The organism is Serratia fonticola (assembly GCF_001006005.1).
Classification (GTDB): Bacteria; Pseudomonadota; Gammaproteobacteria; order Enterobacterales; family Enterobacteriaceae; genus Chania; species Chania fonticola.
The window spans coordinates 3,622,078-3,648,994 of the sequence record NZ_CP011254.1 but is presented as its reverse complement, the minus strand read 5'-3'; the positions used below and the strand labels follow the sequence as shown (position 1 = coordinate 3,648,994).

The window sequence follows — 26,917 nt, the reverse complement described above, 5'->3', positions numbered from 1 at the left end:
ATGGCAACATGATTGTTTTGATTGGTTCGCAGAAAGGCGGCGTCGGCAAATCGACCATGGCGGTAAACATCGCCGGATATCTGATCCTGCAGCAGAAGAAAACGGCCATTATCGTCGATGCCGACGACCAGAAATCCATCATGACCTGGTTCAACGACCGTCAAAATGTCGAAGGGCTTCCGCAGATCCCGGTGGTGGCTGCCTCAGGCAAGATTAAAGAAACCCTGCTGGAACTGAACCGTCACTACGATTATGTGATTGTCGATACCGCTGGCCGCGACAGCGCAGAATTACGCTCCGGGCTGCTGGCCGCCGATCTGTTTATCTCGCCGTTGCGCCCTTCGCAGATGGACCTGGATACTATCGGCTACCTGTCCGAGATGTTCTCCACCGCCCAGGAATACAATGAAAAGGTAAAAGGCCACATTGTGCTCAACCTGTGCCCAACCAACATCTTCATTAACGAAGCCAACGAAGCGGCCGAAGTGCTAAGCGAATACCCGGAACTGAAGTTGGTAAACAACCGCCTGTGCGATCGCAAAATTTATCGCGATGCCTGGGGCGAAGCGCTAACCGTGCATGAAGCGCACAATGAAAAAGCGCAGCACGAAATCGAAAGCCTGGTAACAGAGGTGATCCTGTGAAAAAACGTACGCCAACCCACCGCATGTCGGAAGATGAATTTATCAACAGCGCCACTTCACATACGTTGATTGTTCCCGCTCCTGCCGCCGTTGCCGAAAAGCCCCAGGGCCGTAAGCGCGTTTATAAAGCGCTGTCCGTCAGCCTGACGGATAACCATGTGGAGATGATCGACGAAGTGATCGGCCATGCGGCGCGTAACGGCATCGTGCGCATCACCCGTTCCGATGTGATCAAGTTAGCCATCGACACTTTGGCCGACAAGAGCGAGGCGCAATTGCTGGCCCTGCTAAAGAAGATCTGAGCAACTCAATAAATTGCCAGCTTAGCAAGTTAACAAACGAGTAAGCTGGCAAGCTCAATAAGCAAGTTACCAAACTGTTACATTATTAAGCTAGTAACTTAATGTTGTTGATAGTAAAGCATTAGTCTAACGCCAGCATGCCCATACGCTGTAAAATCCTCTGCCCTCTAACACCCAGAATAAAGGCCACCAACTCCTCTGCAACCATACAACCTTCATCCAATAGACACAGGCCATAGGTCACTTTGAAGTCGAGGGCAGCAGGTAACATTCGTACTTTTACCTGCGGGCAAGCAGCTAGCGCAGCTGCATAGCTGGCATAACCCAGAAAAATATCCGCCTGACTTTCTGCAATCAGATACTCAGCCGCTAACCGGCCCGCCGGTATTGGCGCAGAATCTGGCCCACCAACCAGCGCCACTGCCCGGCTTCGCAATGCGCTCCCCTGCCCCGGCAATAACCGCTCCAGGTGATCGAACAACTGTTGCGCATAGTCACCGGAAGGATCGGCTAGCGGCGTTGAGGTGCCGACACGCCATTGTGGGTCACACAGTAACGTCAGCAAATCCGGTTGAGTTAACTCCGGGATATTACGCACCGTGGCGCATAGGCGATTGCGGGTAAACGGCTGTACCGCCTGCGCAAAATCGAGTGCCACCAGCCGCTGTGGATGTTCAAGATTGGCAGAGGCAAACACCTGCGGCCTTTCCCATCGCTCAATCCGTTCCCGCAGCATCCCTGCCGGGCCAAAGGTGGCCTCGACCTGGTGACCGCTCTCCTGCTCAAACGCCGCCAACAGCGGAGTGAACGCCAGCCGCAAACTGCCTGCGGCAAAAAGAGTCATGTTATTCACGATTGCGCTCCCGCTGGCTGTGGAAGATGGGCACCAACGTTTCCAACTGGCTGCCAGCAAAGGGAATGGATACCCGTTCAATCGGCAAATGGAACAGCGGCGAAAGATTGTCTGCCGTCAGTACCTGCTGGCAACTGCCCAACTGATGTCGCCCTTCTGCCCCCAGCAAGAGTGCACGGCCTGCCACGGCATGAGCATGATTAGGTTGGTGAGTCGAGAATATCACCGCCATCTGCCGGTCACCCGCCAGTTGGTCGATCAGGGTCAGCACCCGGTCCTGATGGTGTAAGTCCAGTGCCGAGGTCGGCTCATCGAGGATCAGCACTTCACAGGCCATTGCCAACGCCCGGGCTATCAGCACCAATTGGCGCTGCCCACCGGAAAGGCTGCCAAACTCACGATCGGCAAATGCCAGCATATCCAGCGAATAAAGGGCCTGTTTGGCTAACTGATGATCCTCAGCCGAAGGGGCACGAAACAGCCCTACATGCCGAGCCCGGCCCATCAACACAATATCCAACACCTTGTAGGCAAAGGGCGGCGTGAAATACTGCGGCACAAACCCTAATCCGCAATGGGCGACAACGCTCCCTTGCTGTAACGGCAAAGTGCCCAACAAGAGTTGCATCAAGGTGCTTTTGCCACGCCCGTTGGGGCCAAGCACCGCCAGCACTTCCCCCCGCTGTAACTGCAAATCAAGTTGTTGGAACAACTTGGGTTGTCCTGGCCAGCCAAAGCTCAGGTTGCTGACCTGTAGCAGCGTTTCAACCATTCCAGCCCCTTACCTGCGCACGCCGTAGCAGCAAGGCAAACAAAGGAGCGCCGATCAGAGCGGTGAGAATACCCAGAGGAATTTCACTGCTGCTTAAGGTGCGCGCCAAATCGTCGATCAGCACCATATATAGCGCCCCAAGGCACATAGCTGCAGGTAATAAACGCCGATGGTCCGGCCCCACCAGCAGGCGGGCCAGATGCGGGATCAGCAACCCCACCCAGCCAATACTGCCGCTGACTGCCACCTGTGCTGCCACAATCACCGCGCACAGCGTCAAAATCAGCCAACGGGTGCGTTCAACGTTAATCCCTAATGCAGCCGCATCCTCATCTCCCAAAGAAAGCAGGTTAATACGCCAACGCAGTGCCAATAACAGGCCACCGGCCAGCAGTAGCGGCAGGAACAACATCAGCAACTTATGGCTATCCGCCGTGGCAAAGCTGCCTAGCAGCCAGAACACGATGCTGGGCAGCTTCTCTTCGCTATCGGCCAGATACTGCACCAGGCTGACGCAGGCAGAAAAGAAGCCGCTGAGGATCACCCCGGCCAGCACCAAAGAAAGAATATTCCTCCGGGCAACGGCGCTGGTGATGGCAAAAATCAGCAACAGCGCCAACATGCCAAAGACGAAGGCACTCAGCAACAGCATCAATACCGGCAGGCCAAGCAGGATCGCCAAGGTGCCGCCAAAAGCGGCTCCAGAAGAAACTCCAATAATATGTGGATCGACCAACGGGTTACGAAAGACCCCTTGCAAGGCCGCCCCACACAGCGCCAAAGCCGAGCCCGCCCCCATCGCCAACAGCACGCGTGGCACACGCACGCCGAGGATCACCTGCCGTTCGATCTCCGTGATATCTGCATGCTGGCCTATAATCGGTTCCAACAAAATCATCAGGCTATGACCAGCCGTAACCGGATAGCGGCCAAAACCCAGGGAGAGCAATGCGCAGCAGGCGGTGAGCAGGAGCAACAACCCCAGTTTCATTTGCCGCTCTGGCAGCAACTGGCGCGGTAATAGCGTTGGTAGTAGTTGTCTACGTGCTGTTGCAGATCAACATCGGTGAAACGCTGTGGGTAGAGCGTTTTTGCCATCCACAATTCCCCAAGCGCCAGTGCTTCCGGCATTGGGTAGCCCCAGGCTTTGGCATATTCCGGCATCAGGTAAACCCGTTTGTGTTTCACCGCCTCGATCGGCTGCCACTGTGGCGAGGTGAGGATCTGCTGCACCACGTCGGGATAACGTTCCTGCACAAAGATCACCGCCGGGTTCCACTTCAGCACGTCTTCGATGGAAATCTGCTTAAAACCCTGAATGTCTTTGGCCGCGACGTTCACGGCACCGGCATGTTGCATCATCAGGCCGGTGTATTTACCCGAACCGTAAGTAGTGAGATCCGGGTTGGCCATATAGACCCGCACCCGTTGATCCTCTGGGATATCCTGCAGACGCTTGGCCACCAACGCGCGCTGTTGGAAAACATCTTTCACCATCGCATCCGCCTGTGCCTCGCGGCCCATCACCTTGCCAATCAGGCGAATACCATCCTGCAGGCCAAGGTTATAAACCCGATCTTCATTTTCTAGTACCGGATTGATTTTCCCAGCCTGAGCCGCCGGTTCACGGCGCAGCGAGATTGCCACCACCGGAATACCTGCCTGCTCGATCTGGGCGATCATATCCGCCGGGGCATAGTTGGCCACAAACACTACCTGCGGGTGCAGAGCCAGCAGGCTTTCAATATTGACCGCCGTAAGATCGCCCGGCATGGGCATCTTGGCCAGGCTGGGAGCCAGCCGTAAATAGTTCGGCCCGAGCTGTTTCTGCCAACTGCTGAGCACGCCAACCACCTGCGGCATGGCGTCTAGTTGTACCAGCAGGTTTAACGTCTGATGTTGTAGCACCACGGCACGGGTAATGTGGTCCGGCAGCGTGACGGTGCGGTTGAGTTGATCGGTGACCTGGCGATCCGCCAAGGCGGCGGATGAGAAAAGAAGAGCAAGCAGTAATAGGCGTTTGAACATGGGAGTTTCCGGTGGACTGTCGTTATATACAAAATAATATAGCGATAACCACAATGAAACAATCTGCCGGATCAAACAACGCGTTGAAAAGGGAAATTGCTAGCGGTTAACGGAGCGAGCTATGCGGGTATAGGTGTGGCGTACACCGCGGATCGCCACGCTGTAGGCAAAGATATTCTCCGGTAACGCCAAGCCAAGATAGCCGGTATCGCCAATATGGTGCAGATCGGCTCCGGCCATTTTGCTCATCAGGGCAATCTGGCGAATGGTTTGCACATCGGCCCCCTCCTGAGAAGTGCCGATAGCGGTCATCGCCAGCGCGCCCTGTTGCTGAGTAAACGTAATCAGCTCGGCGACCTTTTCCTGCGACATTCCGGGGATGGTGCCCGGTGCAGGTAATAGAACAATGTCAGCCCCGTTTTCAATAAACAGCGCAATATCTTGTTCGGTGATCAACTGACTGCCGCTTTCACGCACAATCCCTGCGCCGTGCATTTTCCCGGTCACCAGCACCAGCTTATCGCCCACTTCGTCACGAATGTGCTTCAGCGCCTCGGCGATGGCCTGGTTGCTGACGCCGTTATTCGGGTTACCGGTCAAGACCACCATGCGAGCGCCAAGCTCATACAGTTTTCGGGCGTTTTCCGCCGTGGCCGCGCGCCCCGCTGTCATCTGCCAAAACTCATTGTGCGTGGTGGCAAACGCCGGATCGACGGCTTCCAGATTGACCCCGATGACGCGCCCGGTCAGCCGTTGCAGTTCGCGTATGGCTTCTTCTGGTGGTACATCGGCAGGCAGCCCGGCAATGTGCGGCTGATTGACATCAAACAGGTTCAGTAGCAGGATGTCGGCCCCCTGGCTGGCAGCCAGTTCGGCATTGGTGACGTTATTGAGCAGCGGCTGGGTTACCGCAATGGTCTCACTGACCAGAATGCGCCCTTCGCTGGCACGGATGGCGTAGATCAGATCGTCTTTGCTGATGTTGGCCAGATCGCTGGCGCTACAGTCCAGATATCTTTTCATGGTGCAATCTCCGGTGATTTTTTCTGTGTGCTGCTTGGCGTTTTACGAGGGGGACTGTCCGAACTAAAAACCGCCTCCTGCGTCTGACCTCAACACCGAATACGTTAAACGGGCGCAGCATGCGGCGCCCCTACGCCGTCCTGACCACAACACCGTTTCGGCTCCCTCTCCCTGTGGGAGAGGGTTGGGGTGAGGGGAAAACAGCGAAAGTAAACGCTCACAAACTTATTTCAGGGTAAAGCTCTGCTGTTGCAGGTTGTCCGAATCCAGGCCAACAAACACGTTGAATTTACCCGGCTCCGCGCCCCATTTCAGGCTGGCGTTATAAAACTTCAAATCGTCCTCGGTAATCGGTAATTCCACCCGCTGTTCCTGCCCGGCACGCAACGTCACCTTCTTGAAGTTACGCAGCTCCTTGATCGGGCGGCTGACCGAGGCGGTCACATCCTGCACATACAGCTGTACCACGGTGGCACCGTTATATTTACCGGTGTTTTTCAGCATCACGCTGGCGGTAATTTTGCCGTCGCGCGCCATCTCTGGGCTGGAGAGCTTGAAGTCCGACAGGGCAAACTGGCTATAGCTCAGACCATACCCAAACGGATACAGCGGGCCATTCGGCGAATCAAAGTAACGCGAGGTGTACTTGCCCGGGTTTTCCTTGCCGAACGGTCGGCCAGTGTTGAGATGGTTGTAGTAAATCGGGATCTGCCCCACCGAACGCGGGAAGGTCATTGGCAGCTTGCCGGAAGGGTTGTAGTCACCAAACAGCACGTCGGCGATGGCATTCCCACCTTCGGTGCCGCTGTACCAGGTTTCCAGCATCGCATCTGCCTGTTCACTTTCCCAGCTCAAGGCCAACGGACGACCATTCATCAGCACCAGAACCAGCGGTTTACCGGTGGCTTTTAACGCCGCGATCAGGTCACGCTGGCTTTGTGGAATGGTGATATCCGCCCGGCTGGAGGCTTCATGAGCCATTCCCTGCGCCTCACCCACTACCGCCACGACCACATCGGCCTGTTTAGCGATCTTTACCGCTTCATCGATCATCTGTTGTGGCGAACGCGTATCAAAGGCCACCGCAGTTTCATACTCGTTCAGATAATCAACAATGCTCTTGTCCTGAGTAATGTTGGCCCCTTTGGCGTACAGGATGCTGGCCTTATCGCCCACCGCATTCTGCAACCCTTCACGCACGGTGATCGACTGCTTCACCACGCCTGCTGCCGACCAGCTCCCCATGATATCGCGCTGGCTGTCGGCCATCGGCCCGATCAACGCAATGGTGCCCTGCTTTTGCAATGGCAACGTCTGCTTGTCATTTTTCAGCAACACCATGGTCTTGCGGGCAATCACGCGGGCTTCCGCACGGTGCAGACGGCTTTCGGCATTGGTATCCTGCAGGTCGGAGCCTACCGGACCGAGGTGGTTATACGGATCTTTAAACAGGCCCATATCATATTTGGTGTTCAGCACGTCACGGCAGGCCCGGTCGATCTCGCTTTCAGCAACCAGACCTTCCTTCACCAGCCCCGGCAAGTATTGGTCGTAATACTCGTCGCTCATGCTCATATCGACGCCGGAGGTGATCGCCAAACGCACCGCATCACGCGCATCCTGAGCCACGCCATGCTTAATCAACTCTTTAATCGCGCCGTGATCGCTGATGGTGATGCCTTTGAAGCCCCACTGGTCACGCAGCAGATCTTTCAGCAGCCATGGGTTGGCCGTCGCTGGTACGCCGTTGATTGAGTTAAGCGAAACCATCACGCCACCGCTACCAGCATCTACCGCCGCCTTATACGGCGGCAGGTAATCCTGATGCATACGCAACGGGCTCATATCAACGGTGTTGTAGTCACGGCCCCCTTCAACTGCGCCATACAGGGCAAAGTGCTTCACGCTGGCCATCACCGAACCCGGCTTGGACGGATCGCCATTCTGGTAAGCATCCACCATCACTTTGGCAATCTTCGATACCAGCCAGGTATCCTCTCCAAACCCTTCAGAGACCCGGCCCCAACGCGGATCGCGGGTAATATCCACCATCGGCGAGAAGGTCATGTTCAGGCCGTCATCACTGGCTTCCTGCGCTGAAACACGCCCGCTCAGGGCGATAGCCTCCAGATCAAAGCTCGCCGCCAGCCCCAGGCTGATCGGGAACACGGTACGCTGGCCGTGGACCACGTCATAAGCAAAAAACAGTGGGATCTTCAGGCGACTGAGCTGCATGGCCTGATCCTGCATTACGCGGATATCTGGCCGGGTCACGGTGTTGAAGATCGCCCCGATCTGGCCTTTGCTGATACCATCACGGATGGCCTCTTTCGGGTTATCTGGCCCCACGCTGATCAAACGTAGCTGGCCGATTTTCTCTTCCAGCGTCATCTGCTTCATCAGGTTGGAGACAAAGGCATCACGCTCCTGAGCATAGATCCCTTGGGTCGCACTGCTTTCCTGCGCAAAAACCGGGCTGATAGCCAGGCCGGACAACATACTCACCACACAAAGCCATTTCATAGTTTGATTCTCAGGCACGTCCCCGCCAGCAATGTCGGCCAGGAGGCATTAATAGATGTGAGCACGCAGTTTGCCATACTCTTTTTGTTTGCAGAATCAATTCGTCTGCGTTGTTGTTAGCAGATGATGCAGTCTGGTCCGGCTGGCTTGCGCCTCTGCCCCCAGCCACTCCACCAGCCGGGTTAAAGCCGCAGGCACCACCGCATGTTCGGGGTAAACCAGATAATAGGCGGCACCGCTGACCACGCTGATCGGGAACGGCGTAATAATGCGATTGGCCTGAATATCCTCCTCCAGCAGGCACAGATCGCCGATGGCGATACCACAGCCCTGTAATGCGGCGCTCATCGCCAGATCGAGCGTATCAAAATGCTGTGACTTGGCGGAAGGCAAAGCCGCCTGCCCCGCCGCTTTCAACCATAGCAACCAATCACGGCGATCGCGCGTGGGATGCAGCAAGGTTGTCTCCGCCAGATCGGCAGGTTCTGGTGGCCTAACCTGCTCGGGCAGATAGTTTGGCGTGCAGACCGGCGTCAGGATCTCATCAAACAGATGGTGCACCACCAGCCGTTTGCCCTGAGGTTTGCCAAACACCACCGCCGCATCAAAATGTTCGCTGCCAAAATCCAGCCCGTGCGACACCGACGCGGTCAGTTCGATATGCATCTCTGGCCGTTCATTCTGCAGGCGAATAATACGCGGCAATACCCAGCGCATCGCACAGGTTGGGCATTTGACGCGTAGCGTACCCGGCTGTTCCCCGGCCTTGGCCAGCGCTTGCGCCAATTGCTCTAACGCCAGCTGCACCGGCGCCAACAGCAGCGCGCCCTGTGGCGTTAGCGTTAGCCCACGCGCGCGGCGGCTGAACAGCGGATAACCCAGTTGCTGTTCCAACCCCAGGATCTGGCGGCTGACCGCACCCTGCGTCAGATGCAGCGTCTGGGCGGCATGGGTGAAATTGAGACGCTCAGCGACCACCACAAAGGTTTTCAGCACGTCGAGCGACGGCAGCGATGTTTGCATAATAAATCCCGATACCTGCATTTATTTTCACTGTCAGCCATGATCTGGCTGCATGGCAAGCATGACGAATTTTCTCTTGTTAGCCCATCCTAACTGATGCTTAATCATTCGACACTCGAATCTTTTGCCAGGAGCCCCCATGCACAGCGCCTGCTCGCAACGCTCTAAACTGCCGGACGTTGGCACTACCATTTTCACCGTGATTGGCCAACTGAGCGCCGAACATCAAGCTCTGAATCTTTCGCAGGGCGCCCCCAATTTTGCCTGCGATATACAACTGATCGAAGGCGTCGCCCAAGCCATGCGCACAGGTCATAACCAGTACGCCCCAATGAGCGGCGTAGCGGCACTGCGTCATGCACTGGCGGAAAAAGTTGAGCGGCTGTATGGCGCCCGCTATGACGCCGACGACGAAATCACGGTGATCGCCAGCGCCAGTGAAGGGTTGTACTCCGCCATCAGCGCGCTGGTGCATCCCGGCGATGAGGTGATCTATTTCGAACCCGCCTTCGACAGCTACGCCCCGATTGTGCGTCTGCAAGGGGCGACCCCGGTTGCCATCAAGCTTTCGCTGCAAGATTTAACCATCGACTGGAATGAGGTGGCGGCGGCAATCAACAGCAAAACCCGCATGATCATCGTCAACAGCCCGCACAACCCTACCGGCAGCGTATTCGATGAACACGATATCGAGCGCCTGACCGCCCTGACCCGCAATACCGATATCGTCATTCTTTCCGATGAAGTATATGAGCACGTGGTCTTCGACGGCGGCATTCACCACAGCATGGCCTGCCATCCCGCTCTGGCAGAGCGCAGCGTGATCGTCTCTTCCTTTGGCAAGACCTATCACGTTACCGGCTGGCGCGTCGGTTACTGCATGGCACCGGCAGCGCTGATGGATGAAATCCGCAAGGTGCACCAATTTATGGTGTTCTCTGCCGATACGCCGATGCAATATGCCTTTGCCACCGCGCTGAATAATCCACAGAGCTACCTGGGGTTGGCGGAGTTTTACCAGCAAAAACGCGATCTGCTGGCAGCCGCGTTGCAAAAATCACGCTTTGAGTTACTGCCCAGCCGTGGCAGCTTCTTTATGCTGGCCCGCTTTAGCGGTTTCAGTAATGAAAGCGACAACGACTTTGCGGTGCGCTTGATCCGCGAAGCCAAGGTGGCAACCATCCCGCTGTCGGCGTTTTACAGCGACGGCACCAATACCGGCATTATCCGGCTTAGTTTCTCGAAAGATAATGACACCCTGCAGGAAGGCGCTCGCCGACTGTGTCTGGTGTGATCCATTGATTTTTACCATGGGGAAGCAACAACAATGAAAAAAACACTGAAAACGCTGATCGCGGCGGGATGTTTACTGGCAGCCGGTTCCACACTGGCGGCAGAGAATAGCCTGCGTTTTGGCCTTGAAGCGCTATACCCGCCTTTCGAGTCCAAATCCGCCAGCGGCCAGTTGGAAGGGTTTGATATCGATCTGGGTAACGCCGTGTGCGCCGCCGCACAGGTCAAATGCAGCTGGGTAGAAACCTCGTTCGACAGCCTGATCCCGGCACTACAGGCCCGCAAATTTGACGTGATTAACTCGGCGATGAACGTCACCGAGCAGCGTAGGCAGGCGATTGCGTTTACCGATTCGATTTATCAGGTGCCAAACCGCCTGATTGCCAAGGCCGACAGCGGCCTGAAACCCGATGCCAAATCGCTGGCGGGGAAACACGTCGGCGTGTTGCAGGGTTCCATTCAGGAAAACTATGCCAAGGCACACTGGGCACCGGAAGGGGTTGATGTCGTATCCTATCAGGATCAAAACCAGGTCTATCTGGATCTGACCGCTGGCCGCCTGGATGCCACCTTGATCATGGCCCCTGCCGGGCAGAGCGGTTTCCTGGCTCATCCAGATGGTAAAGGCTTCGCATTTGTTGGTGATGCGGTACAGGACGATAAAATCCTGGGTGAAGGCATCGCCTTCGGTCTGCGTAAAGACGACACCGCGACGCTGAAAAAGCTCAACGAAGCCATCGCCAAGGTGAAGCAGCAAGGCACCATTGGCGAACTGTCCAAGAAGTATTTTGGCGATATCGATGTGACGGTGAAATAAACCGTTGTCTTCTGGCACTCTTCAACTCGGAGAGTGCCAGGAAAACACCATTTACTTGCTGTCAAACACCGAGCTGTTCAGCCCGCGATCTTGCTGATGGCGCTCAAGAGCCAGCTCAATCAACGCGGTGATCAACTGGGTATAGCTCACCCCGCTGGCTCCCCACAGTTTTGGATACATGCTGATATTGGTGAAGCCAGGCAACGTATTAATCTCGTTGATAATCACGTTATTATCCGGCGTCAGGAATACGTCGACGCGCGCCATACCCAAGCAATCCAGCGCCTTGAAGGCTTGCAATGCCACTTCGCGGATTTTATCGCTGACTTCCTGATCGATCGCCGCCGGTACCACCACCTGAGCGCCCTGCTCATTAATGTACTTGGTGTCGTAAGAGTAGAACTCATCGCTAAGGATGATTTCGCCACAGACGCTGGCCTGTGGATTATCGTTGCCCAATACCGCGCATTCGATCTCACGGCCCACAATAGCCGACTCCACCAGCACTTTATGGTCGAAACTGAATGCCAGGGCGATAGCCTGCTCGAACTCAGCCTGGTTATGTACCTTACTGACGCCAACGGAGGAACCCTGGTTCGCCGGTTTAACAAACAGCGGTAACCCCAGGCTTTCACTTAATTGCGCAAAACCGTACTTGTTGCGGTTGGAACGCGTTAACGTGACGAACGGGGCTACTGCCAGCCCAGCATCCCGCAGCAGGCGTTTGGTCACGTCTTTGTCCATGCTGACGGCAGAGCCCAACACGCCCGCTCCTACGAACGGCATATTTGCCATCCGCAGTAGCCCTTGCAGCGAGCCATCCTCCCCCAAGGTGCCATGGACGATCGGGAACACCACGTCGAGCTGGCCCAGCGCACCGGCCCCATCAGCCTCTATCAGTTGCTGTTTCTCATACCCAGGGACCAGCGCCACGTTTTTATTCGAGTGGTTCAGCGCGATCAACGCCGGGTTTTCCGCATTCAACAGGAAGTTGGAGGCATCGTTAAGGTGCCACTGCCCCTGCTTATCAATGCCCAGCAGCGTGACGTCAAACTTCTCTTTGTCGATGGCATCCAGAATATTTTTTGCCGACTGCAGCGAAACCTCATGCTCCGCCGATTTGCCCCCAAAGATCACCCCAACACGTAGTTTAGTCACGCCCTAAATCCTTCTTAAAAAAGTCATGGCAACAAAGCCGACGATCACAATAAACGCATTGTGCGACCCCGGCAATGACCATTCGGCCTAAAATGCCTGCGCCACAGAATGCCAAACCCACAGCATCCAAAACGTATACACTCCGTATATTGTTCGCTTACGGAGTCTGCTATGGGGATCGTAAAAATCTCGGAGACGCTACATGACGATCTCAGGCTCGCCAGCCTGACCATGTCGCGTTCTATTAACGCACAGGCGGAACACTGGATCAGGATCGGTATGCTGGCAGAGCTGAACCCGGAGCTGACCTATCCGCAACTGGTAAAGAAAATGATGAAAGATAACGCGCTGACGCTGAAGGAGATTGTTGGGTGAAAGATATTGTGATTAAAACGCCGCAGGAGATAGCCATCATGCGCCACTCCGGCGCGCTGCTGGCCAAGGTGTTTGCCATGCTCGATGAGGTGATCTGCGAAGGGATCACCACCATGGAGATCAATGACCGTACCGAAGCCTTTATCGTCAATGAGCTGAAATCGCGCCCTGCCAGCAAGGGCCAGTATGATTTCCCCTACGTGCTCAATACCTCGATCGACGAAGTGATCTGCCACGGCATCCCATCGGCCAGCAAAATTCTGCGTTCCGGGATGATCGTCAATGTCGATATCACCTTGGAAAATAATGGCTTTATTGCCGATTCCAGCAAGATGTACTGCATCGGTCAAACCACCCCGCTCGCCAAGCGCCTGGTCAACAATGTCTACGAGTCAATGTGGCAAGGCATTCGGGCTGTGAAACCCGGTGCTACGCTAGGTGACATCGGCCACGCCATACAGCAACATGCAGAGCAGGCCGGTTACAGCGTAGTACGGGAATATTGTGGGCATGGCATTGGCCGTGAAATGCACGAAGGCCCAGCGGTGCTACACTTCGGCCAGCCAGGCACCGGTACGGTGTTGCAGGAAGGGATGGTGTTTACCATCGAACCGATGATTAACCAAGGCGACCACCGCATCAAACAGAAGAAAGATGGCTGGACCGTGGTCACCCGCGATAAAAAGCTTTCCGCCCAATGGGAGCACACCGTGGCAGTTACCGCTGACGGCGTGGAGATCCTGACGTTGCGCGCAGAAGAACGTGAGGCGGGATATCAGGAACGCTATTAAACATTAAACCCCGTTGCAGCCAGGCGGGGACATGGAGATGGGCATGACGCAGGCATTTATCACTCAGTTGAAGAATATCGTTGGCAACGCGCAAGTGCTGACCGGCGAGCGTAGCACCGAACGTTATCGCAAAGGTTTCCGCTCCGGCGGTGGCAAGGCATTGGCCGTAGTGTTCCCTACCCGTCTGCTGCAACTGTGGCAGATCCTGCAAGCCTGCGTCGCCGCCGATAAGATTGTGATTATGCAGGCAGCCAACACCGGCTTGACCGAAGGCTCTACCCCCAGCGGCCAGGATTATGACCGTGAGATTGTGATTGTCAGCACCTTACGGCTCGATCATATTCAGGTGTTGGATAACGGCAAGCAGGTAGTCGGCTTCCCCGGCAGCACGCTCAATAAGCTGGAAAGGCTGTTGAAACCTTATGGCCGTGAACCACATTCGGTGATCGGCTCTTCATGCATTGGTGCTTCGGTGATCGGTGGCATATGCAACAACTCCGGGGGGGCGCTGGTCAAACGCGGCCCGGCCTATACCGAAATGGCGCTGTACGCCAAGCTGGACGCCGATGGTCAGTTACGGTTGGTCAATCATCTGGGGATTAACCTGGGCGATACGCCGGAAGAGATCCTTACGCGGTTGGAAAAGGGCGATTACCGACCAACCGATGTTGAACATGGCGAGCTGCGCGCTTCGGACAACGAATACGCCAGCCGGGTGCGCGATGTCGATGCCGATACCCCTTCCCGCTTTAACGCCGATAAACGCCGCCTGTTTGAAGCTTCCGGCTGTGCCGGTAAGCTGGCGGTGTTTGCGGTACGTCTGGACACCTTTGCCAAAGAAGATAAAGAGCAGGTGTTCTATATCGGCACCAACGACACCGCAGTATTAACCGAGTTGCGCCGCCATATGCTTAGCCAGTTTGAAAATCTGCCGGTGGCCGGGGAATATATGCACCGCGATATTTTCGATATCGCCGAGGTGTATGGCAAAGACACCTTTATGATGATCGACAAGCTGGGCACCGACCAAATGCCGCGCTTCTTCACCCTGAAAGGCCGGGTGGATGCCACGCTGAACAAACTGCCACTGATACCGCACAACCTCACCGATAACCTGATGCAGAAGCTGAGCAAGCTGGCCCCTAACCATCTGCCGCCGCGCATGAAAGAATATCGCCAACGCTTTGAACACCACCTGCTGCTGAAAATGGCCGGACCGGGTGTGGCAGAGGCCGAACAGTATCTGAAAAGCTACTTTGCCCAGGCCGAAGGTGACTTTTTCGTCTGTACGCCTGAAGAAGGCAAGAAAGCGTTCCTGCACCGCTTTGCCGCAGCGGGCGCCGCCGTGCGCTATCACGCGGTACATGCCGATCAGGTCGAGGACATTCTGGCGCTGGATATCGCCCTGCGCCGCAACGATACCGAGTGGTTTGAAACTCTGCCGCCGGAGATCGACAACCAGTTGGTGCACAAGCTGTATTACGGCCACTTTATGTGCCACGTGTTCCACCAGGATTATGTGGTGAAAAAAGGCGCGGACAGCCATGCGCTGAAAGAACAGATGTTGGCGATCCTCAATCAGCGTGGTGCGGAGTATCCGGCCGAGCACAACGTCGGCCATCTGTATCATGCCAAGCCGGATTTGCAGGCGTTCTATCAGAATGCCGATCCCACCAACAGTTTTAATCCCGGCATTGGCAAAACCAGCAAGCAAAAACACTGGGGTAATAACATTCAGTAACATTTTATTCTACCCCCCTCACCCCAACCCTCTCTCACAGGGAGAGGGAGCTGGTAGAGCTTGCCCTTTTGGGGGCAAAGGCTCATCTCAGCACAACTCGTATTAAGCCTCTGCATGCGGGGCACTGGCGCACGATCGCCCTTTATGCACCTCCTTCGCAGCCCTGTCGTCTAGACTTAACGTTCTGAATAAGGCGTCTGTCAGGCGTCAACATGAGCGACGAAAGGAGCACTTCATGCCATACCAGACAGTAAACCCCTTTAACAATCAGCTGATTAAAGAATATACCCCGCATAACGACGATCAGGTGGAGCTGGCGCTGGCCCAAGCCGATGCGCTGTATCACTCCGACTGGGCCAAGGGTGAAATCATCCAGCGCTTACCCGTGTTGCATAAGCTGGCCGATCTGATGGAGAGCCGGGTAGAGGAACTGGCGAACATTGCCAGCGTTGAGATGGGTAAGCTGATCGAGCAAAGCCGTGGCGAAGTAAAACTGTGTGGCCAGATTGCCCGTTACTACGCCAATAATGCGCAAAAATTCCTGGCCCCGGTAAGCTATGAGTCCAGCCTGGGTGAGGCCTGGGTCGAGCATCATCCCATCGGGGTGTTGATGGCGGTCGAGCCTTGGAACTTTCCTTTCTACCAACTGATGCGCGTACTCGCCCCTAACCTGGCGGCCGGTAACCCGGTAGTGGTCAAGCACGCCAGCATCGTGCCGCACTGCGCCGAAGCGTTCGAGAAGCTGGTGCATGAGGCTGGAGCGCCCAAAGGGGCCTATACCAACCTGTATATTTCCCAGGATCAGGTGGCCAGCATCATCGCCGACGATCGGGTGCAAGGTGTGGCGCTGACCGGTTCTGAAAAAGCAGGCAGCATCGTGGCGGCTCAGGCGGCCAAGAAGCTGAAAAAGGCCACGCTGGAACTGGGGGGTAACGACGTTTTCGTCGTGCTCGACGATTGCGATCTCGAGAAGGCCGTCAAAGTGGGGGCAGAGGCACGGCTGAACAATGCCGGGCAGGTCTGTACCGCCGCCAAGCGTTTTATCGTGCAGGAGAAAGTGGCGAAGGCCTTCCTGCAACAGCTCACCGAGCATTTCAAGAATGTGAAAATGGGCGATCCGCTGGATGAAACCACCACCTTAGGGCCGCTATCCTCCAAGTCTGCCCTGGAAGGGCTTATCGAGCAGGTCAATGACGCGGTGAAACAAGGGGCCAAACTACACCTGGGCGGCAAGGCGTTACAGCACGAAGGCAACTTCTTTGAACCCACCATCCTCACGCATATCAGCCGCGATAATCCGGCCTATTTTACCGAGTTCTTCGGCCCGGTGGCGCAGGTCTATGTGGTGAGCGATGACGAGGAGATCGTCAAACTGGCCAATGACTCCCACTACGGGCTAGGCGGGGCCATCTTCAGTACTGATATTGAACGAGCCAAAAAGCTGGCCTCACGTATTGAAACCGGCATGGTGTATATCAACTCATTAACCGATACCGCACCTGAGCTGCCGTTTGGCGGTGTGAAACGTTCCGGCTTTGGCCGTGAACTGTCAGATCTGGGGATTAAGGAGTTTGTGAACCAGAAACTGGTGGTGGTTAGCCATAGCTGAGGTTTTATACTGGAGGGGCGCAGTATGCTGCGCCCACTATAAAATCAATCGGTTAGTTTAGCCAACCCTGCGACGGCCATTTCAAGATAGGCGCGCGGGCAACCCAGATTGATGCGGATAAAACCCTGCCCCTGCTCGCCAAATCCGCAGCCCATCGAAGGCGCAATCTTGGCCTGTTGGCGCATGGCTAGCTGCAAAGCTTCATCATCCAACCCCAACGCACGGCAATCCAGCCAGGCCAGATAAGTGCCTTGTACTGACATCATCCGGCACCAGGGAGCCGCCTGCTCCAACGCCTGTGCAAACCAGCGCCGGTTCTCGGCCAAATAAGCCAACAAGGCATCAAGCCACGGGCCGCCCTGCTGGTAAGCCGTCGTCGCCGCCGTCATGGCAAGCGCGTTGAAAACGTCTAACCCGTGCGCATTGAGCCGTTCGACAAATTGCTCACGCAGCGCCGTATTCGGGATCAGGAAATTGGAGATGCGTAGCGACGACAACCCAAAGGTTTTACTGGCAGAGGTAGCCACAATCACCCTATCGTGCCACTGCGGTCCCAGGTGTAACACTGAGGTAAAGCGCTCCTCTGGCAGGATCAAATCCGCCCAGATCTCATCAGAGATCACCGTCACCCCGTGTTGCTGGCATAGCGTCAGCAATTGCGTCAGCTCCTGCTGGTTCCAGCAGCGGCCGGTTGGGTTATGCGGATTGCACAACACCAGCAACGGCGGCTTCTCCCGCTGCAACAGCTCGGCCAACTGGGTAAAGTCAAAGTGATACTCCCCTTCCCGCTCCTGCAATGGGTTCTCTAGTACCCGCCGACCATTGAGGGTGATCACCTTCTTAAAGGAGCCGTAATAAGGCCCCTGCACCACGACACCCTCACCAGGTTGGCTGAGCATCTGGATCAGCAGCGCAATCCCCGGCACAACCCCTTCGATCGAGGTAAACCATTGCCGTTCCAGCAGAAGTTGGTGGCGTTGGGCAAACCACTCAATCGCAGCCCGGTAGTAATCCTCATCGCGTTCGCTATAGCCAAATACGCCATGATCGACACGCGTATGCAGCGCCTGCTGCACTGCAGGCGGGCAAGGAAAGTCAAAGTCAGATACCCACATCGGCAACAGGTTGGTTTCATGCAATTGCAGATAATGCCCCATGAAATCCCATTTTACCGAGCTGGTATGGTGGCGATCGACCACCTGGTTGAAATCAGGCTGTTTCATTTGGCATCTCCTGTTGTTGAGCCTCTGGCGTCACTCTGGCGATGCCAAAACCGGTAAAACCGTAAATCAAAGCGAAGAAGACCGCCGCGTAACACTGCACCGCCCAAGGCAGCAGATCCAGCGTGTTAACTCCCAACGTTGTCGCCATGTAAACACCGGCCGCCGTCCAGGGAATGAGGGGTTCAATCACCGTACCGGCATCTTCGATGGTGCGCGACAGGTTGGTGTTGTCCAAGCCCATGCGGCGATAGGCGTCCTTATACAGCTCTGCCGGGATCAGCAGCGCCAACTTGCCATCGCTGGTCGCTCCGGTAACCAGAATGGTGGTTCCCACCGTGGCGGCAATCAGTTGGCCCGTGGTACGTACCACTTTCAGCAACCGGTTGATAATCACCGTCAGCGCACCGGTCAAGGTCAGTGCACCAGCAAACGAGAAGGCACACAGTACCAGCAGGATGGTGCTCATCATTGAGAACATGCCACCCCGGTTAAGCAAGCGCGGAACATCGGCGATCACGCCGCTGATGTCATGCCCGCGTTCAGCAAACATCGATAGGTTGAAGCCGTCCATCAGCGCGTTCAGACCCTGTTTCAGGCTAAAGCCCTGCATCACCACGGCGAGGCCGATCGCTAGCACACAGGCCGCCAGCATGACCGGGATCACCGGCCGTTTGGTCACCGCCCCCCACAGCACCAGCACCGGTGGCAGGATCAGCAACAGGTTGAAATGGTATAGGCTTTCCAACCCAATAATGATGTCAGTGACCCGCTGTGGCGTAGCAACCGTTCCCACCACGCTGCTATGACCGGCGATCAGGTAAACGGTGGCTGCCAGCACAAAGCTGGGCAGTGTGGTGTACATCAGGTGTTTGATATGCGCATAGAGATCGGTTTCGGCCACGATAGCGGCAAAGTTGGTCGAATCCGACAGCGGAGAGATTTTATCGCCGAAATAGGCACCGGAAACCACCGCGCCCGCCGCCGCCGCCAACGGCACATCCAGCCCCGCGGCAACGCCCATCAGTGCTACACCGACGGTACCCGCAGACCCCCATGAGGTGCCGGTACAGACGGAAATCACGCTGGTGAGGAAGAAGGCTGCGATCAGAATATATTGCGGACTGATCACTTTCAGCCCCCAGTACACCATGTAAGGAATAGTGCCGCTGATCATCCAGGTGCCAATCAGCCCGCCGACGCAGATCAGGATCATGATCACCGGCATGGCCTTCGCCAGTTTGCTGACGATCGAGTTGATAATGTCATCCCAGCTATAGCCCTGCCACAGTGCCAGCCCGGCAGCAACGGCCGCTGAAAGCAGTAACAGCGGTTCAATACGTAATTCCCATACCCCATAGCCGACGATCAACAGCGTCAGCATGGCAACGATTGGCAGCAAAGCCAGCCAAAGGTTGAGCGTTTTTTTACCATCCATAGGTCACCCCGAGTTGTTATTGATGTGCCGCTAGCGTAGTGAATCCTGATTTACCGGGGTGTGAGCTAGCGCCTCAAGCCATGTAACCGCTTTCATGGAGAATAGCTTTGTGATGCAGATCTCAGAACGACCTCTGGACAAGCTATCCCTGCCAGCGAGTGACCGAGTCACGCAGCACCAATTCAGCGCTAAACATATTATTTTGCGGCGGTAACCCTTGCTGTTGCTGGCTCAGCAGCGCCAGCTTGGCTGCCCGCTTGGCCATACGCTCGATGGGATAATGCAGGGTGCTTAACGCCGGATAGAGATAACGCGCCAGCACCACATCATCAAAGCCGATAATCGACAGTTGCTCCGGCAAGGGGATTTGCCGCTGGTGCAAGGCTCGCATCATGCCGGCGGCCATCACGTCATTAAACGTCACTGCGGCCGTAAAGTGATGACGGCTGGAAAGTATCTGCTCTGCGGCCAATTCTCCCCCCTCTTCATCAAAGGACACGCTGATCACCCATTCCCCCGGAACGTCGATCCCCGCCTGTGCCATCGCATTGCGATAGCCCTGTAAACGCTGCTTGCGATCGTCGATGGGTAAATCGGCGGTCACACAGGCAATGCGCCGATGCCCCTGTTGCAGCAAATATTCGGTCGAGGCCTGAGCCGCACTGACGTTATCCAACCACACGCAACGGTTCGCAATGGCAGGAAAGTAGCGATTGATAATCACTAAACCGGGGGTATGAGCAGCATAGCGCAGTACATCGGCATCGCTCATGCGGGTGACGTGGGCGACAATCGCCTCACAGCCCTGATTAATCAGAAAATCCAACCCGGCCTTTTCGCGCTCCGCCTGGTGCCCACCGCTGCACACCATCAGCTTGGCCCCTTCTTTGCGGGTCACCTCTTCCACCCCACGCGCTAGGCGCGAGAAAAAGGGATCGGCCAGATTGCCGGTCAGCAATCCCAGCATGTTGCCACTGCGTTTGGCTAACGCCAGGGCCGCCGCATTGCGGTGGTAATTGAACTCGCGCATCGCTTTTTCGACACGTTCGCGGGTAACCGGCTCAACATAGGCGGTATTGTTAATCACCCGAGAGACCGTCGCAGCGGAAACCCCGGCTCGCTGCGCCACCTCTTTCATTGTCGCCATCAATTATTCCAGTCGGTATCATTTAATAAGTTGATAATAAGCAGGCGGGAACAACAAATCCAGATGGGCGAGTTCGGCTCCTTTAAACAAAAGCCCCCCATACCGCAGGGTATGAGGGGCAACAATCACGCTAACTTCAGAATAACCAGGAACCATACCCCCACAGTAATACCGTCAGACCGAGCAACAGCTCAAGCAACAGGATGCCCATAGCCAATGTCGAGCTGGAGAAGATAAACCCTTCTTTGCGATCGATATTCAGGAAATGCGGAATACCGAGATACAGCAGATAGCCCGAATAGGCCAGACCGATAACCCCGACAAACAGGCACAGCCAAACTACAGGGTACAGCGCCACTAATCCGCTGAGGAACATCGGAGTCGCCACATAGCCCGCAAAGACCATACATAGATGCAGGCTTGGCCGTGACTCATAACGCCGCGCCATCCAGTGGATCACCTTGCCCATGATCGCCACGCCAGCCAGCATCAACAGATAAAACGCCACGGCGGTGTAGAAAGCGGTGAACATATCCAGGCGGATTGCCTGCCCCTGACCAGAGAGCCAGCCCAACTGCGTGGTACCGATAAACGCGCTGACCACCGGTATCAACGCCATTAGCAACACGTGGTGGGTATACAGGTGCGAGACGGATTCATTCTCGCTTTTGATCTGTTTCAACTCGACGTTGGGATGGGCCAGCAGACCCCAGACATGATTGACCATGAGACACCTCCTCATTTCGCCGCCAACCGCGATCGGCGAACGGAAAACACACCACTGGCGGTTCAGACACCGCGCAAGGGTTGCGGCTATCAGGCTCTCTGCCCTGTATCAATTATAGTCTTTGGTTGAAAAAACGTACGCTGTCAGCGGCCTGTGGGTTACTCTGCACTATAATCAATATGTTGCGTTACTTGATGGAGGGAGACCATGACAACCAAGATCCGCACCCGCCAAAGCGGGATTAATAACGTGCAGGCCGGGCAGAACGTGATGGTGATCGAGCCCAGCAACCTGTATGGCTGCCAGTTGGGGGACGACGTGTTTGTCGGCCCGTTTGTCGAGATCCAGAAGAACGTCTGCGTGGGCGCGCGCAGCAAGATCCAGTCGCATAGCTTTATCTGTGAATACGTGACCTTGGGCGAAGATTGCTTTATTGGCCACGGCGTGATGTTTGCCAACGATCTGTTCAAAGGGGGCACCCCAAATGCCGACCCGGCAAGCTGGGGACACACTCGGCTCGGCAACCGGGTTTCTGTAGGTTCTGGCGCCACCATACTGGCCGTGGAAATCTGCGATGACGTGGTGATTGGGGCTGGTGCAGTAGTCAGCAAGAGCATCACCCGCAAAGGCATTTATGCGGGCAACCCCGCCAGGCTGCTAAGGGAGCTGGAATAATTGCATCAGGCGATCGGCATCGAAATCATCAGCGAACTCCCCTTCGGTTACCTGGAATACGGTGACTTTTCCTTTGCCGTCTCCTGTTACGCTCAGCCCTGTTTTGATAAGCCGGTCGAGCTGTGGCCGACCCAGCCAGTGGCTCCTTTCAATAAAGTCTACCCGCTGGCCCCGTTCCTCAATGACGATGGGGAGACCTTCCTCGCTCGTTACCAAGGGGAAGCCGTAGGGCATATCACACTCAGCAAAAACTGGAACGACTATACGCTGATCGAGGAGATTGCCGTCAGCCGCCACGCTCGCCGCCAAGGCATAGCCACGGCGCTATTGGATGCCGCACGTCATTGGGCACGGGAGCAGGACACCGCCGGGCTGATGCTGGAAACCCAAAACAATAATCTGACTGCCTGCAGTTGCTATCAGCGTTATGGCTTTGTGCTCGGTGGCATCGATCATTTACTCTATCGTGGCCAACCGGACATTGCCGATCATGAGATCGCGCTGTTCTGGTATCTGCCATTCAATAATGAAGTGGGCTATTGATTTACCGCTTTTTGGGTGACGCTGGGTTTACCTTGCGTACGCCATACTGGCCGAACCAATGATCGCTTGGGAGAGAGGGATGCGTGGCTTGGCCCTGATAATATTGTGTACGACGCTGATGGGTTGCAGCGGTAAACAACCGGCCAAAATCCCGGTAGAATCACTACCGCAACAGGTGAAACCTCTGACAATGGCGATAGTAATGGACGATTACACAGTAAACAAACTGCAGGCAGCGCTGGCTCTGCATGCGGCGGTGCCGGATATCGATAAAGGGCGGGCCATCGAGCTGCTCTCACAGACTTTCCTGGAAACCCCTTACGTAGCCAACCGGCTGATCGGTTCCGCCACCACTGCGGAACAATTGGTGATCGATTTCCGTGGGGTGGATTGCTTTACCTATCTGGATTACGTGCAGGCGCTCAGAACCGCCACCAGCGAAAACGAATTCGTCGAAAATGTGATTCAGACGCGCTATATCAATGGTGACGTCAGTTTCCAGCAGCGCAAGCATTTCTTCACCGACTGGGCGCACACCCGCCAGATCCTTGCCGACGACGTCACCGCACAACTCAGCCCGCATGCCATCACCGTGGTCAAACAGCTCAACCGCAAAGCGGATGGCGAACTCTATCTGCCCGGCATCGCGGTCACCGAGCGCAGCGTGACCTATATCCCCAGCGAATTTATTGATGAGCAGGTGATTAGCCAATTACAGACCGGCGACTATATCGGCATCTATACCAAGCTGGCTGGGCTGGACGTTACCCATACCGGCTTCTTTATCATGACCCAAAATGGGCCGGTGCTGCGCCATGCTTCCTCACGCCCGGAAAACCACAAAGTGATGGACTCGGCGTTTGCCAGCTATGTGCTGAATACGCCGGGCATCGTGGTGTTACGGCCGCGCTGATCGCCGCGTTATGAGCTATAAGAAATTGTGCTTAACCAGGATTTGACTTGGCTACGGCCATAGGTTTAGCTGTTGGCACAACACTGACCGATCTTATTGTTTTTACAGGGAGTCACTCATGGCAATTGTTTGGCGCTGCACCGCCTTGGCCGCAGCATTAGCAGCAACGTTGTTATTACAAGGGTGCGATCAGAAGGTCGATCAAAACCATATCAAGGTTGGCGTCATTAACGGCGCCGAGCAGGACGTGGCAGAGGTCGCCAAACGGGTGGCCAAAGAGAAATATGGCCTGGACGTGGAGCTGATTGGCTTTAGCGGTTCGTTGCTGCCCAATGATGCCACCGACAAAGGCGAACTGGATGCCAACGTATTCCAGCACCGCCCCTTCCTGGAACAGCAAAATAAAGATCACGGCTACAAACTGGTGGTGGTAGGCAATACCTTTGTGTTCCCCATGGCTGGCTATTCGAAAAAGATCAAATCGCTGTCAGAGTTGCAGGACGGCGCGGTAATTGCCATCCCGAACGATCCTACCAACCTGGGCCGCGCCCTGTTGCTGTTGAAAAAGGTTGGGCTGATCGAGCTCAAGCAGGGCAAAGGCCTGCTGCCAACCTCGCTGGATATCAGTGCCAACCCGCACAACTACCAGATTATGGAACTGGAAGGTGCGCAACTGCCCCAGGTATTGGACGATCCTAAAGTCGCGGTGGCAGTGATCAGCACCACCTACATCAACCAGATTGGCCTGACGCCGACCAAAGACGGGATTTTTATCGAGGATAAAGATTCGCCGTACACCAATATCGTGGTGGCGCGCGAAGATAATAAAGATGCGCTGAACGTGCAGAACTTCGTGAAAGCCTACGAGTCCGATGAAGTCGCCAAAGCGGCAGAGAAGATCTTCAACGGCGGTGCCGTCAAAGGCTGGTAACTTCCCCGCGATCTTGTTGCAGGTGCCGGTTGTTGGTGCCTGCAACGCGTCACAAAAATTCCCCCATCTCCCTGCTTGACCCTCACGTAACGTCAGGCTGTAGTATCTCAGCTCACACCAGGGAGATAACCAGCATGTTACTGAAAGTCGGCGAACTGGCCCGCCGTTCGGGCATCACCATAAGAACCTTACATTATTACCACAGCATTGGGCTGCTGGTTCCCTCCGCACGTTCCGATGCCGGGTATCGCCTCTACAATCGGGAAGATATTACTCGCCTGCACCATATTCAAGCCTTGCGGCGAATGGGAGTTGCACTGGCAGAAATCGACTCGATTCTGGCGCACTCGGGGCTGGCGTTACCAGCGGTTATTGAACAGCAAATTGCCATGCTCGATCGGCAACTGACACAGATAACCACGCTGCGCAGTCGCTTACAGCATATGCACGCCCAATTGACCCAAGGCAGTGAACCCGAACTGAATGATTGGCTGATCACGTTGGAGATGATGACCATGTACGATAAATACTTTACCGCCGACGAACTGGCGCAGTTGCCGTTCTATCAGGCCGACGAAGCGCGTAATCGGGAATGGCAGGAGATGGTGAGCACGGTACAAGAGCTGATGAACGATGGGGCAAGTGCCGAGGATCCGCGTGCTCAGGCTATTGCGCGCCGCTGGATGTGCACGCTGGAGCGTGATACCGCAGGCAATCCGGCATTTCTGACCCGTCTCAACGCCATGCACGCCGATGAGCCTTCGATGCGCGCACAAACGGGGATCACACCGGCCATGACCGATTACATCACCCGTGCCTTTGCCGAAACCAAGCTGGCGATCTATCAAAAATACCTGTCTGATACCGAATATGCCTATGTCCGCGCTCACTATTTTGATCGCATTCAGGAATGGCCAGCGCTCATTGCCCAATTCCAGCAAGCGATGCAGCAGGAGGTTGCACCTGCATCGACACAGGCTAAACAGTTGGCGGCCCTTTGGCTAGAGCTGTTCCAGTCCTATGCCAGTGACAATCCAGCCACCCAGATGAAGATCCGCCAGGCGATGGAGCAAGAGCCGACCTTGACCGAGGGTACCTGGCTCACCCCGGAGCTGTTGGACTATCTGCGCCAGTGTGTCACGCAACTGATGCGGGGGTAACCTGTGTGCCCTCACCCCAACCCTCTCCCACAGGGAGAGGGAGCTAGAGCAGGGTCGTCGTCAGGTGTGGGAGATGGTCTATGACTTCACCTAACAAGGCATGATTTGAGTCAGATGCGGACGTTAATCTATAGCACGTAAGTTGCCGTTCGCTAATAGGAAGCCGAAGTTAGGCACGGAAACAGATTTGTGGCACGTTCTGTCCCCTCTCCCTGTGGGAGAGGGCTAGGGTGAGGGGCAACACCTAACGCAATAACATACCTTTCTTCACTTAACAGATTTCTCCGCATGAAAATGCCATCATTTTTTCTTATCCCCACCAGACAAAAAGCCAATTTATCTTGTCGCCAGGCGCGGTGCATAATGCCTTGGTACTCTGATTTATCATCATAAAAGGGAGCACTATGTCACTTGCAACCCCACCGCTGGCAACGCTAAGCGTCTCCGATGCCAGCACTGAGGATATGGCGGCCATTCAACAAATTTATGCTCATCATGTGCTTTACGGGCCAGCCTCGTTCGAAGAAACGCCCCCAACGTTGGAGGAGATGCAACAGCGCCGCCACAACGTCTTGGCTGCTGGGTTGCCATGGCTGGTGGCGAAGATGCAAGACCGCGTCGTGGGCTATTGCTATGCCACGCCGTATCGGCCACGACCGGCTTATCGCTACACCATCGAGAATTCGGTCTATGTTGCCGAAGGCCTGCAAGGGCACGGTATTGGCAAGACATTACTCGGCGCATTGATTGCCCGCTGTGAACACGGCCCGTGGCGGCAAATGCTGGCAACGATTGGCGATGCTGCTGGCAATGCAGGCTCCCTTGCCCTGCACCGCAAGCTAGGCTTCACCAGCATCGGCACCCTAAGCGGCGTCGGGTTTAAATTTGGCGGTTGGCTGGATACCCACATTATGCAGCGGCCACTGAATGGCGGCAGCCATACGCTGCCTTAGGCCCTTTCCGGGCAAGCTGCTGATTTTCATCTATAGTTAATTCTGTCGTGGCTTAGCGATCTCAGCGTGCATTCACGCATTCACTAAACATAAACAGTCGGGAGAGACGGATGAAAATTTTTCTGTGGATTATTGCGATTATCTTTATTGTTGGCCTACTGACCATTACCGGTGTGTTCAAACTGATCTTCTAGTTCTCACCACCATTGGGCGCTTCAATGCGCCCTGCATTACTCTGCAGTGATGTAAGCATATCAA

The 26,917-nt window shown here is 55.5% G+C and carries 27 protein-coding genes; 15 read left to right on the top strand and 12 right to left on the bottom strand.

Annotated features, from left to right (window positions below; genetic code table 11):
• Positions 1–8: 8 nt before the first annotated feature.
• Positions 9–644, top strand: a complete 636-nt coding sequence (locus tag WN53_RS16310) for a division plane positioning ATPase MipZ (RefSeq protein WP_024485357.1) — start codon at positions 9–11, stop codon at positions 642–644.
• A complete protein-coding gene (locus WN53_RS16305; protein WP_024485358.1) occupies positions 641–946 on the top strand; it encodes a hypothetical protein in 306 nt (101 codons plus the stop codon). The genes WN53_RS16310 and WN53_RS16305 overlap by 4 nt, the downstream gene beginning before the upstream one ends.
• A gap of 121 nt (positions 947–1,067) precedes the next feature.
• On the opposite strand, the gene WN53_RS16300 is transcribed toward WN53_RS16305, so the two are convergent.
• The 7 genes from WN53_RS16300 to WN53_RS16270 all read right to left on the bottom strand — a co-directional run bounded on the left by WN53_RS16300 (position 1,068) and on the right by WN53_RS16270 (position 9,168).
• Positions 1,068–1,799, bottom strand: coding sequence for a substrate-binding domain-containing protein (locus tag WN53_RS16300; protein ID WP_024485359.1), 732 nt, complete (start codon positions 1,797–1,799; stop codon positions 1,068–1,070).
• Entirely contained in the window at positions 1,792–2,571 is a 780-nt protein-coding gene (locus tag WN53_RS16295; protein WP_024485360.1) for an ABC transporter ATP-binding protein, read from the bottom strand. The genes WN53_RS16300 and WN53_RS16295 overlap by 8 nt, the downstream gene beginning before the upstream one ends.
• Positions 2,564–3,562, bottom strand: coding sequence for a FecCD family ABC transporter permease (locus tag WN53_RS16290; protein ID WP_024485361.1), 999 nt, complete (start codon positions 3,560–3,562; stop codon positions 2,564–2,566). The genes WN53_RS16295 and WN53_RS16290 overlap by 8 nt, the downstream gene beginning before the upstream one ends.
• The gene (locus WN53_RS16285; protein WP_024485362.1) at positions 3,559–4,599 is read right to left on the bottom strand and encodes an ABC transporter substrate-binding protein; all 1,041 of its coding nucleotides are present in this window, start codon (positions 4,597–4,599) and stop codon (positions 3,559–3,561) included. Before WN53_RS16285 ends, WN53_RS16290 begins: the two co-directional genes overlap by 4 nt.
• 99 nt (positions 4,600–4,698) lie before the next feature.
• Positions 4,699–5,622 (bottom strand): DUF7916 family protein, encoded by a 924-nt coding sequence (locus tag WN53_RS16280; RefSeq protein WP_024485363.1) that lies wholly within the window; start codon positions 5,620–5,622, stop codon positions 4,699–4,701.
• A 225-nt stretch (positions 5,623–5,847) separates the two neighbouring features.
• Positions 5,848–8,145 carry a beta-glucosidase BglX gene (bglX, locus tag WN53_RS16275; protein ID WP_046808108.1) on the bottom strand — a complete coding sequence of 766 codons (2,298 nt, stop codon included), beginning with the start codon at positions 8,143–8,145 and terminating at the stop codon, positions 5,848–5,850.
• Between the two features lie 96 nt (positions 8,146–8,241).
• Positions 8,242–9,168, bottom strand: a complete 927-nt coding sequence (locus tag WN53_RS16270) for a LysR substrate-binding domain-containing protein (RefSeq protein ID WP_024486875.1) — start codon at positions 9,166–9,168, stop codon at positions 8,242–8,244.
• Positions 9,169–9,307: 139 nt separating this feature from the next.
• Here WN53_RS16270 and WN53_RS16265 point away from each other — a divergent pair, with 139 nt between their 5' ends.
• Positions 9,308–10,462, top strand: a complete 1,155-nt coding sequence (locus WN53_RS16265; RefSeq protein ID WP_024486874.1) for a pyridoxal phosphate-dependent aminotransferase — start codon at positions 9,308–9,310, stop codon at positions 10,460–10,462.
• Between the two features lie 33 nt (positions 10,463–10,495).
• Positions 10,496–11,278, top strand: coding sequence for an ABC transporter substrate-binding protein (locus tag WN53_RS16260; RefSeq protein ID WP_024486873.1), 783 nt, complete (start codon positions 10,496–10,498; stop codon positions 11,276–11,278).
• Between the two features lie 51 nt (positions 11,279–11,329).
• Here the strand turns inward: WN53_RS16260 and ddlA are convergent, their stop codons facing one another.
• Positions 11,330–12,436: a D-alanine--D-alanine ligase gene (gene ddlA, locus WN53_RS16255; RefSeq protein ID WP_024486872.1), complete on the bottom strand. Its 1,107-nt coding sequence runs from the start codon at positions 12,434–12,436 to the stop codon at positions 11,330–11,332.
• A gap of 171 nt (positions 12,437–12,607) precedes the next feature.
• Here ddlA and WN53_RS16250 point away from each other — a divergent pair, with 171 nt between their 5' ends.
• The 4 genes from WN53_RS16250 to WN53_RS16235 all read left to right on the top strand — a co-directional run bounded on the left by WN53_RS16250 (position 12,608) and on the right by WN53_RS16235 (position 16,952).
• On the top strand, positions 12,608–12,811 hold the full coding sequence (locus WN53_RS16250) for a ParD-like family protein (protein WP_024527427.1): 204 nt from the start codon (positions 12,608–12,610) through the stop codon (positions 12,809–12,811).
• Positions 12,808–13,602 carry a type I methionyl aminopeptidase gene (map, locus tag WN53_RS16245; RefSeq protein ID WP_024487122.1) on the top strand — a complete coding sequence of 265 codons (795 nt, stop codon included), beginning with the start codon at positions 12,808–12,810 and terminating at the stop codon, positions 13,600–13,602. Before WN53_RS16250 ends, map begins: the two co-directional genes overlap by 4 nt.
• A gap of 43 nt (positions 13,603–13,645) precedes the next feature.
• A complete protein-coding gene (gene dld, locus WN53_RS16240) occupies positions 13,646–15,343 on the top strand; it encodes a D-lactate dehydrogenase (RefSeq protein WP_099049966.1) in 1,698 nt (565 codons plus the stop codon).
• A 235-nt stretch (positions 15,344–15,578) separates the two neighbouring features.
• Positions 15,579–16,952: an NAD-dependent succinate-semialdehyde dehydrogenase gene (locus tag WN53_RS16235; RefSeq protein WP_024485758.1), complete on the top strand. Its 1,374-nt coding sequence runs from the start codon at positions 15,579–15,581 to the stop codon at positions 16,950–16,952.
• A gap of 44 nt (positions 16,953–16,996) precedes the next feature.
• On the opposite strand, the gene WN53_RS16230 is transcribed toward WN53_RS16235, so the two are convergent.
• The 4 genes from WN53_RS16230 to WN53_RS16215 form a co-directional block, all read right to left on the bottom strand.
• Positions 16,997–18,175, bottom strand: a complete 1,179-nt coding sequence (locus tag WN53_RS16230) for a MalY/PatB family protein (protein WP_024485759.1) — start codon at positions 18,173–18,175, stop codon at positions 16,997–16,999.
• Positions 18,162–19,610: a Na+/H+ antiporter NhaC gene (gene nhaC / locus WN53_RS16225; RefSeq protein ID WP_024485760.1), complete on the bottom strand. Its 1,449-nt coding sequence runs from the start codon at positions 19,608–19,610 to the stop codon at positions 18,162–18,164. The genes WN53_RS16230 and nhaC overlap by 14 nt, the downstream gene beginning before the upstream one ends.
• Positions 19,611–19,752: 142 nt before the next feature.
• The gene (locus tag WN53_RS16220; protein ID WP_024485761.1) at positions 19,753–20,757 is read right to left on the bottom strand and encodes a LacI family DNA-binding transcriptional regulator; all 1,005 of its coding nucleotides are present in this window, start codon (positions 20,755–20,757) and stop codon (positions 19,753–19,755) included.
• A 136-nt stretch (positions 20,758–20,893) separates the two neighbouring features.
• On the bottom strand, positions 20,894–21,484 hold the full coding sequence (locus WN53_RS16215; RefSeq protein ID WP_024485762.1) for a Yip1 family protein: 591 nt from the start codon (positions 21,482–21,484) through the stop codon (positions 20,894–20,896).
• 207 nt (positions 21,485–21,691) lie between these two features.
• Between WN53_RS16215 and WN53_RS16210 the strand changes: the two genes are divergently transcribed.
• The 7 genes from WN53_RS16210 (at position 21,692) to WN53_RS29205 (ending at position 26,853) form a co-directional block, all read left to right on the top strand.
• On the top strand, positions 21,692–22,159 hold the full coding sequence (locus WN53_RS16210) for an acyltransferase (protein WP_024485763.1): 468 nt from the start codon (positions 21,692–21,694) through the stop codon (positions 22,157–22,159).
• The gene (locus tag WN53_RS16205; RefSeq protein WP_024485764.1) at positions 22,160–22,702 is read left to right on the top strand and encodes a GNAT family N-acetyltransferase; all 543 of its coding nucleotides are present in this window, start codon (positions 22,160–22,162) and stop codon (positions 22,700–22,702) included. It begins immediately after the preceding gene.
• Between the two features lie 79 nt (positions 22,703–22,781).
• Positions 22,782–23,615, top strand: a complete 834-nt coding sequence (locus tag WN53_RS16200) for a DUF1460 domain-containing protein (protein ID WP_024485765.1) — start codon at positions 22,782–22,784, stop codon at positions 23,613–23,615.
• 118 nt (positions 23,616–23,733) lie between these two features.
• Positions 23,734–24,546 (top strand): MetQ/NlpA family lipoprotein, encoded by an 813-nt coding sequence (locus tag WN53_RS16195; protein WP_024485766.1) that lies wholly within the window; start codon positions 23,734–23,736, stop codon positions 24,544–24,546.
• A gap of 134 nt (positions 24,547–24,680) precedes the next feature.
• Positions 24,681–25,706: a MerR family transcriptional regulator gene (locus tag WN53_RS16190; RefSeq protein ID WP_024485767.1), complete on the top strand. Its 1,026-nt coding sequence runs from the start codon at positions 24,681–24,683 to the stop codon at positions 25,704–25,706.
• A 404-nt stretch (positions 25,707–26,110) separates the two neighbouring features.
• A complete protein-coding gene (locus tag WN53_RS16185) occupies positions 26,111–26,659 on the top strand; it encodes a GNAT family N-acetyltransferase (protein ID WP_024485768.1) in 549 nt (182 codons plus the stop codon).
• Between the two features lie 110 nt (positions 26,660–26,769).
• Positions 26,770–26,853 carry a small membrane protein YohP gene (locus WN53_RS29205; RefSeq protein ID WP_023654377.1) on the top strand — a complete coding sequence of 28 codons (84 nt, stop codon included), beginning with the start codon at positions 26,770–26,772 and terminating at the stop codon, positions 26,851–26,853.
• The last annotated feature ends 64 nt before the right edge of the window (positions 26,854–26,917 follow it).

Coding starts and splice junctions, on each gene's coding strand:
- WN53_RS16310 (WP_024485357.1), top strand. CDS start 9: ATGATTGTTTTGATTGGTTCGCAGAAAGGCGGCGTCGGCAAATCGACC.
- WN53_RS16295 (WP_024485360.1), bottom strand. CDS start 2,571: ATGGTTGAAACGCTGCTACAGGTCAGCAACCTGAGCTTTGGCTGGCCA.
- WN53_RS16290 (WP_024485361.1), bottom strand. CDS start 3,562: ATGAAACTGGGGTTGTTGCTCCTGCTCACCGCCTGCTGCGCATTGCTC.
- WN53_RS16285 (WP_024485362.1), bottom strand. CDS start 4,599: ATGTTCAAACGCCTATTACTGCTTGCTCTTCTTTTCTCATCCGCCGCC.
- WN53_RS16280 (WP_024485363.1), bottom strand. CDS start 5,622: ATGAAAAGATATCTGGACTGTAGCGCCAGCGATCTGGCCAACATCAGC.
- bglX (WP_046808108.1), bottom strand. CDS start 8,145: ATGAAATGGCTTTGTGTGGTGAGTATGTTGTCCGGCCTGGCTATCAGC.
- WN53_RS16270 (WP_024486875.1), bottom strand. CDS start 9,168: ATGCAAACATCGCTGCCGTCGCTCGACGTGCTGAAAACCTTTGTGGTG.
- WN53_RS16265 (WP_024486874.1), top strand. CDS start 9,308: ATGCACAGCGCCTGCTCGCAACGCTCTAAACTGCCGGACGTTGGCACT.
- WN53_RS16260 (WP_024486873.1), top strand. CDS start 10,496: ATGAAAAAAACACTGAAAACGCTGATCGCGGCGGGATGTTTACTGGCA.
- WN53_RS16250 (WP_024527427.1), top strand. CDS start 12,608: ATGGGGATCGTAAAAATCTCGGAGACGCTACATGACGATCTCAGGCTC.
- dld (WP_099049966.1), top strand. CDS start 13,646: ATGACGCAGGCATTTATCACTCAGTTGAAGAATATCGTTGGCAACGCG.
- WN53_RS16235 (WP_024485758.1), top strand. CDS start 15,579: ATGCCATACCAGACAGTAAACCCCTTTAACAATCAGCTGATTAAAGAA.
- WN53_RS16230 (WP_024485759.1), bottom strand. CDS start 18,175: ATGAAACAGCCTGATTTCAACCAGGTGGTCGATCGCCACCATACCAGC.
- nhaC (WP_024485760.1), bottom strand. CDS start 19,610: ATGGATGGTAAAAAAACGCTCAACCTTTGGCTGGCTTTGCTGCCAATC.
- WN53_RS16220 (WP_024485761.1), bottom strand. CDS start 20,757: ATGGCGACAATGAAAGAGGTGGCGCAGCGAGCCGGGGTTTCCGCTGCG.
- WN53_RS16215 (WP_024485762.1), bottom strand. CDS start 21,484: ATGGTCAATCATGTCTGGGGTCTGCTGGCCCATCCCAACGTCGAGTTG.
- WN53_RS16210 (WP_024485763.1), top strand. CDS start 21,692: ATGACAACCAAGATCCGCACCCGCCAAAGCGGGATTAATAACGTGCAG.
- WN53_RS16200 (WP_024485765.1), top strand. CDS start 22,782: ATGCGTGGCTTGGCCCTGATAATATTGTGTACGACGCTGATGGGTTGC.
- WN53_RS16195 (WP_024485766.1), top strand. CDS start 23,734: ATGGCAATTGTTTGGCGCTGCACCGCCTTGGCCGCAGCATTAGCAGCA.
- WN53_RS16190 (WP_024485767.1), top strand. CDS start 24,681: ATGTTACTGAAAGTCGGCGAACTGGCCCGCCGTTCGGGCATCACCATA.
- WN53_RS16185 (WP_024485768.1), top strand. CDS start 26,111: ATGTCACTTGCAACCCCACCGCTGGCAACGCTAAGCGTCTCCGATGCC.
- WN53_RS29205 (WP_023654377.1), top strand. CDS start 26,770: ATGAAAATTTTTCTGTGGATTATTGCGATTATCTTTATTGTTGGCCTA.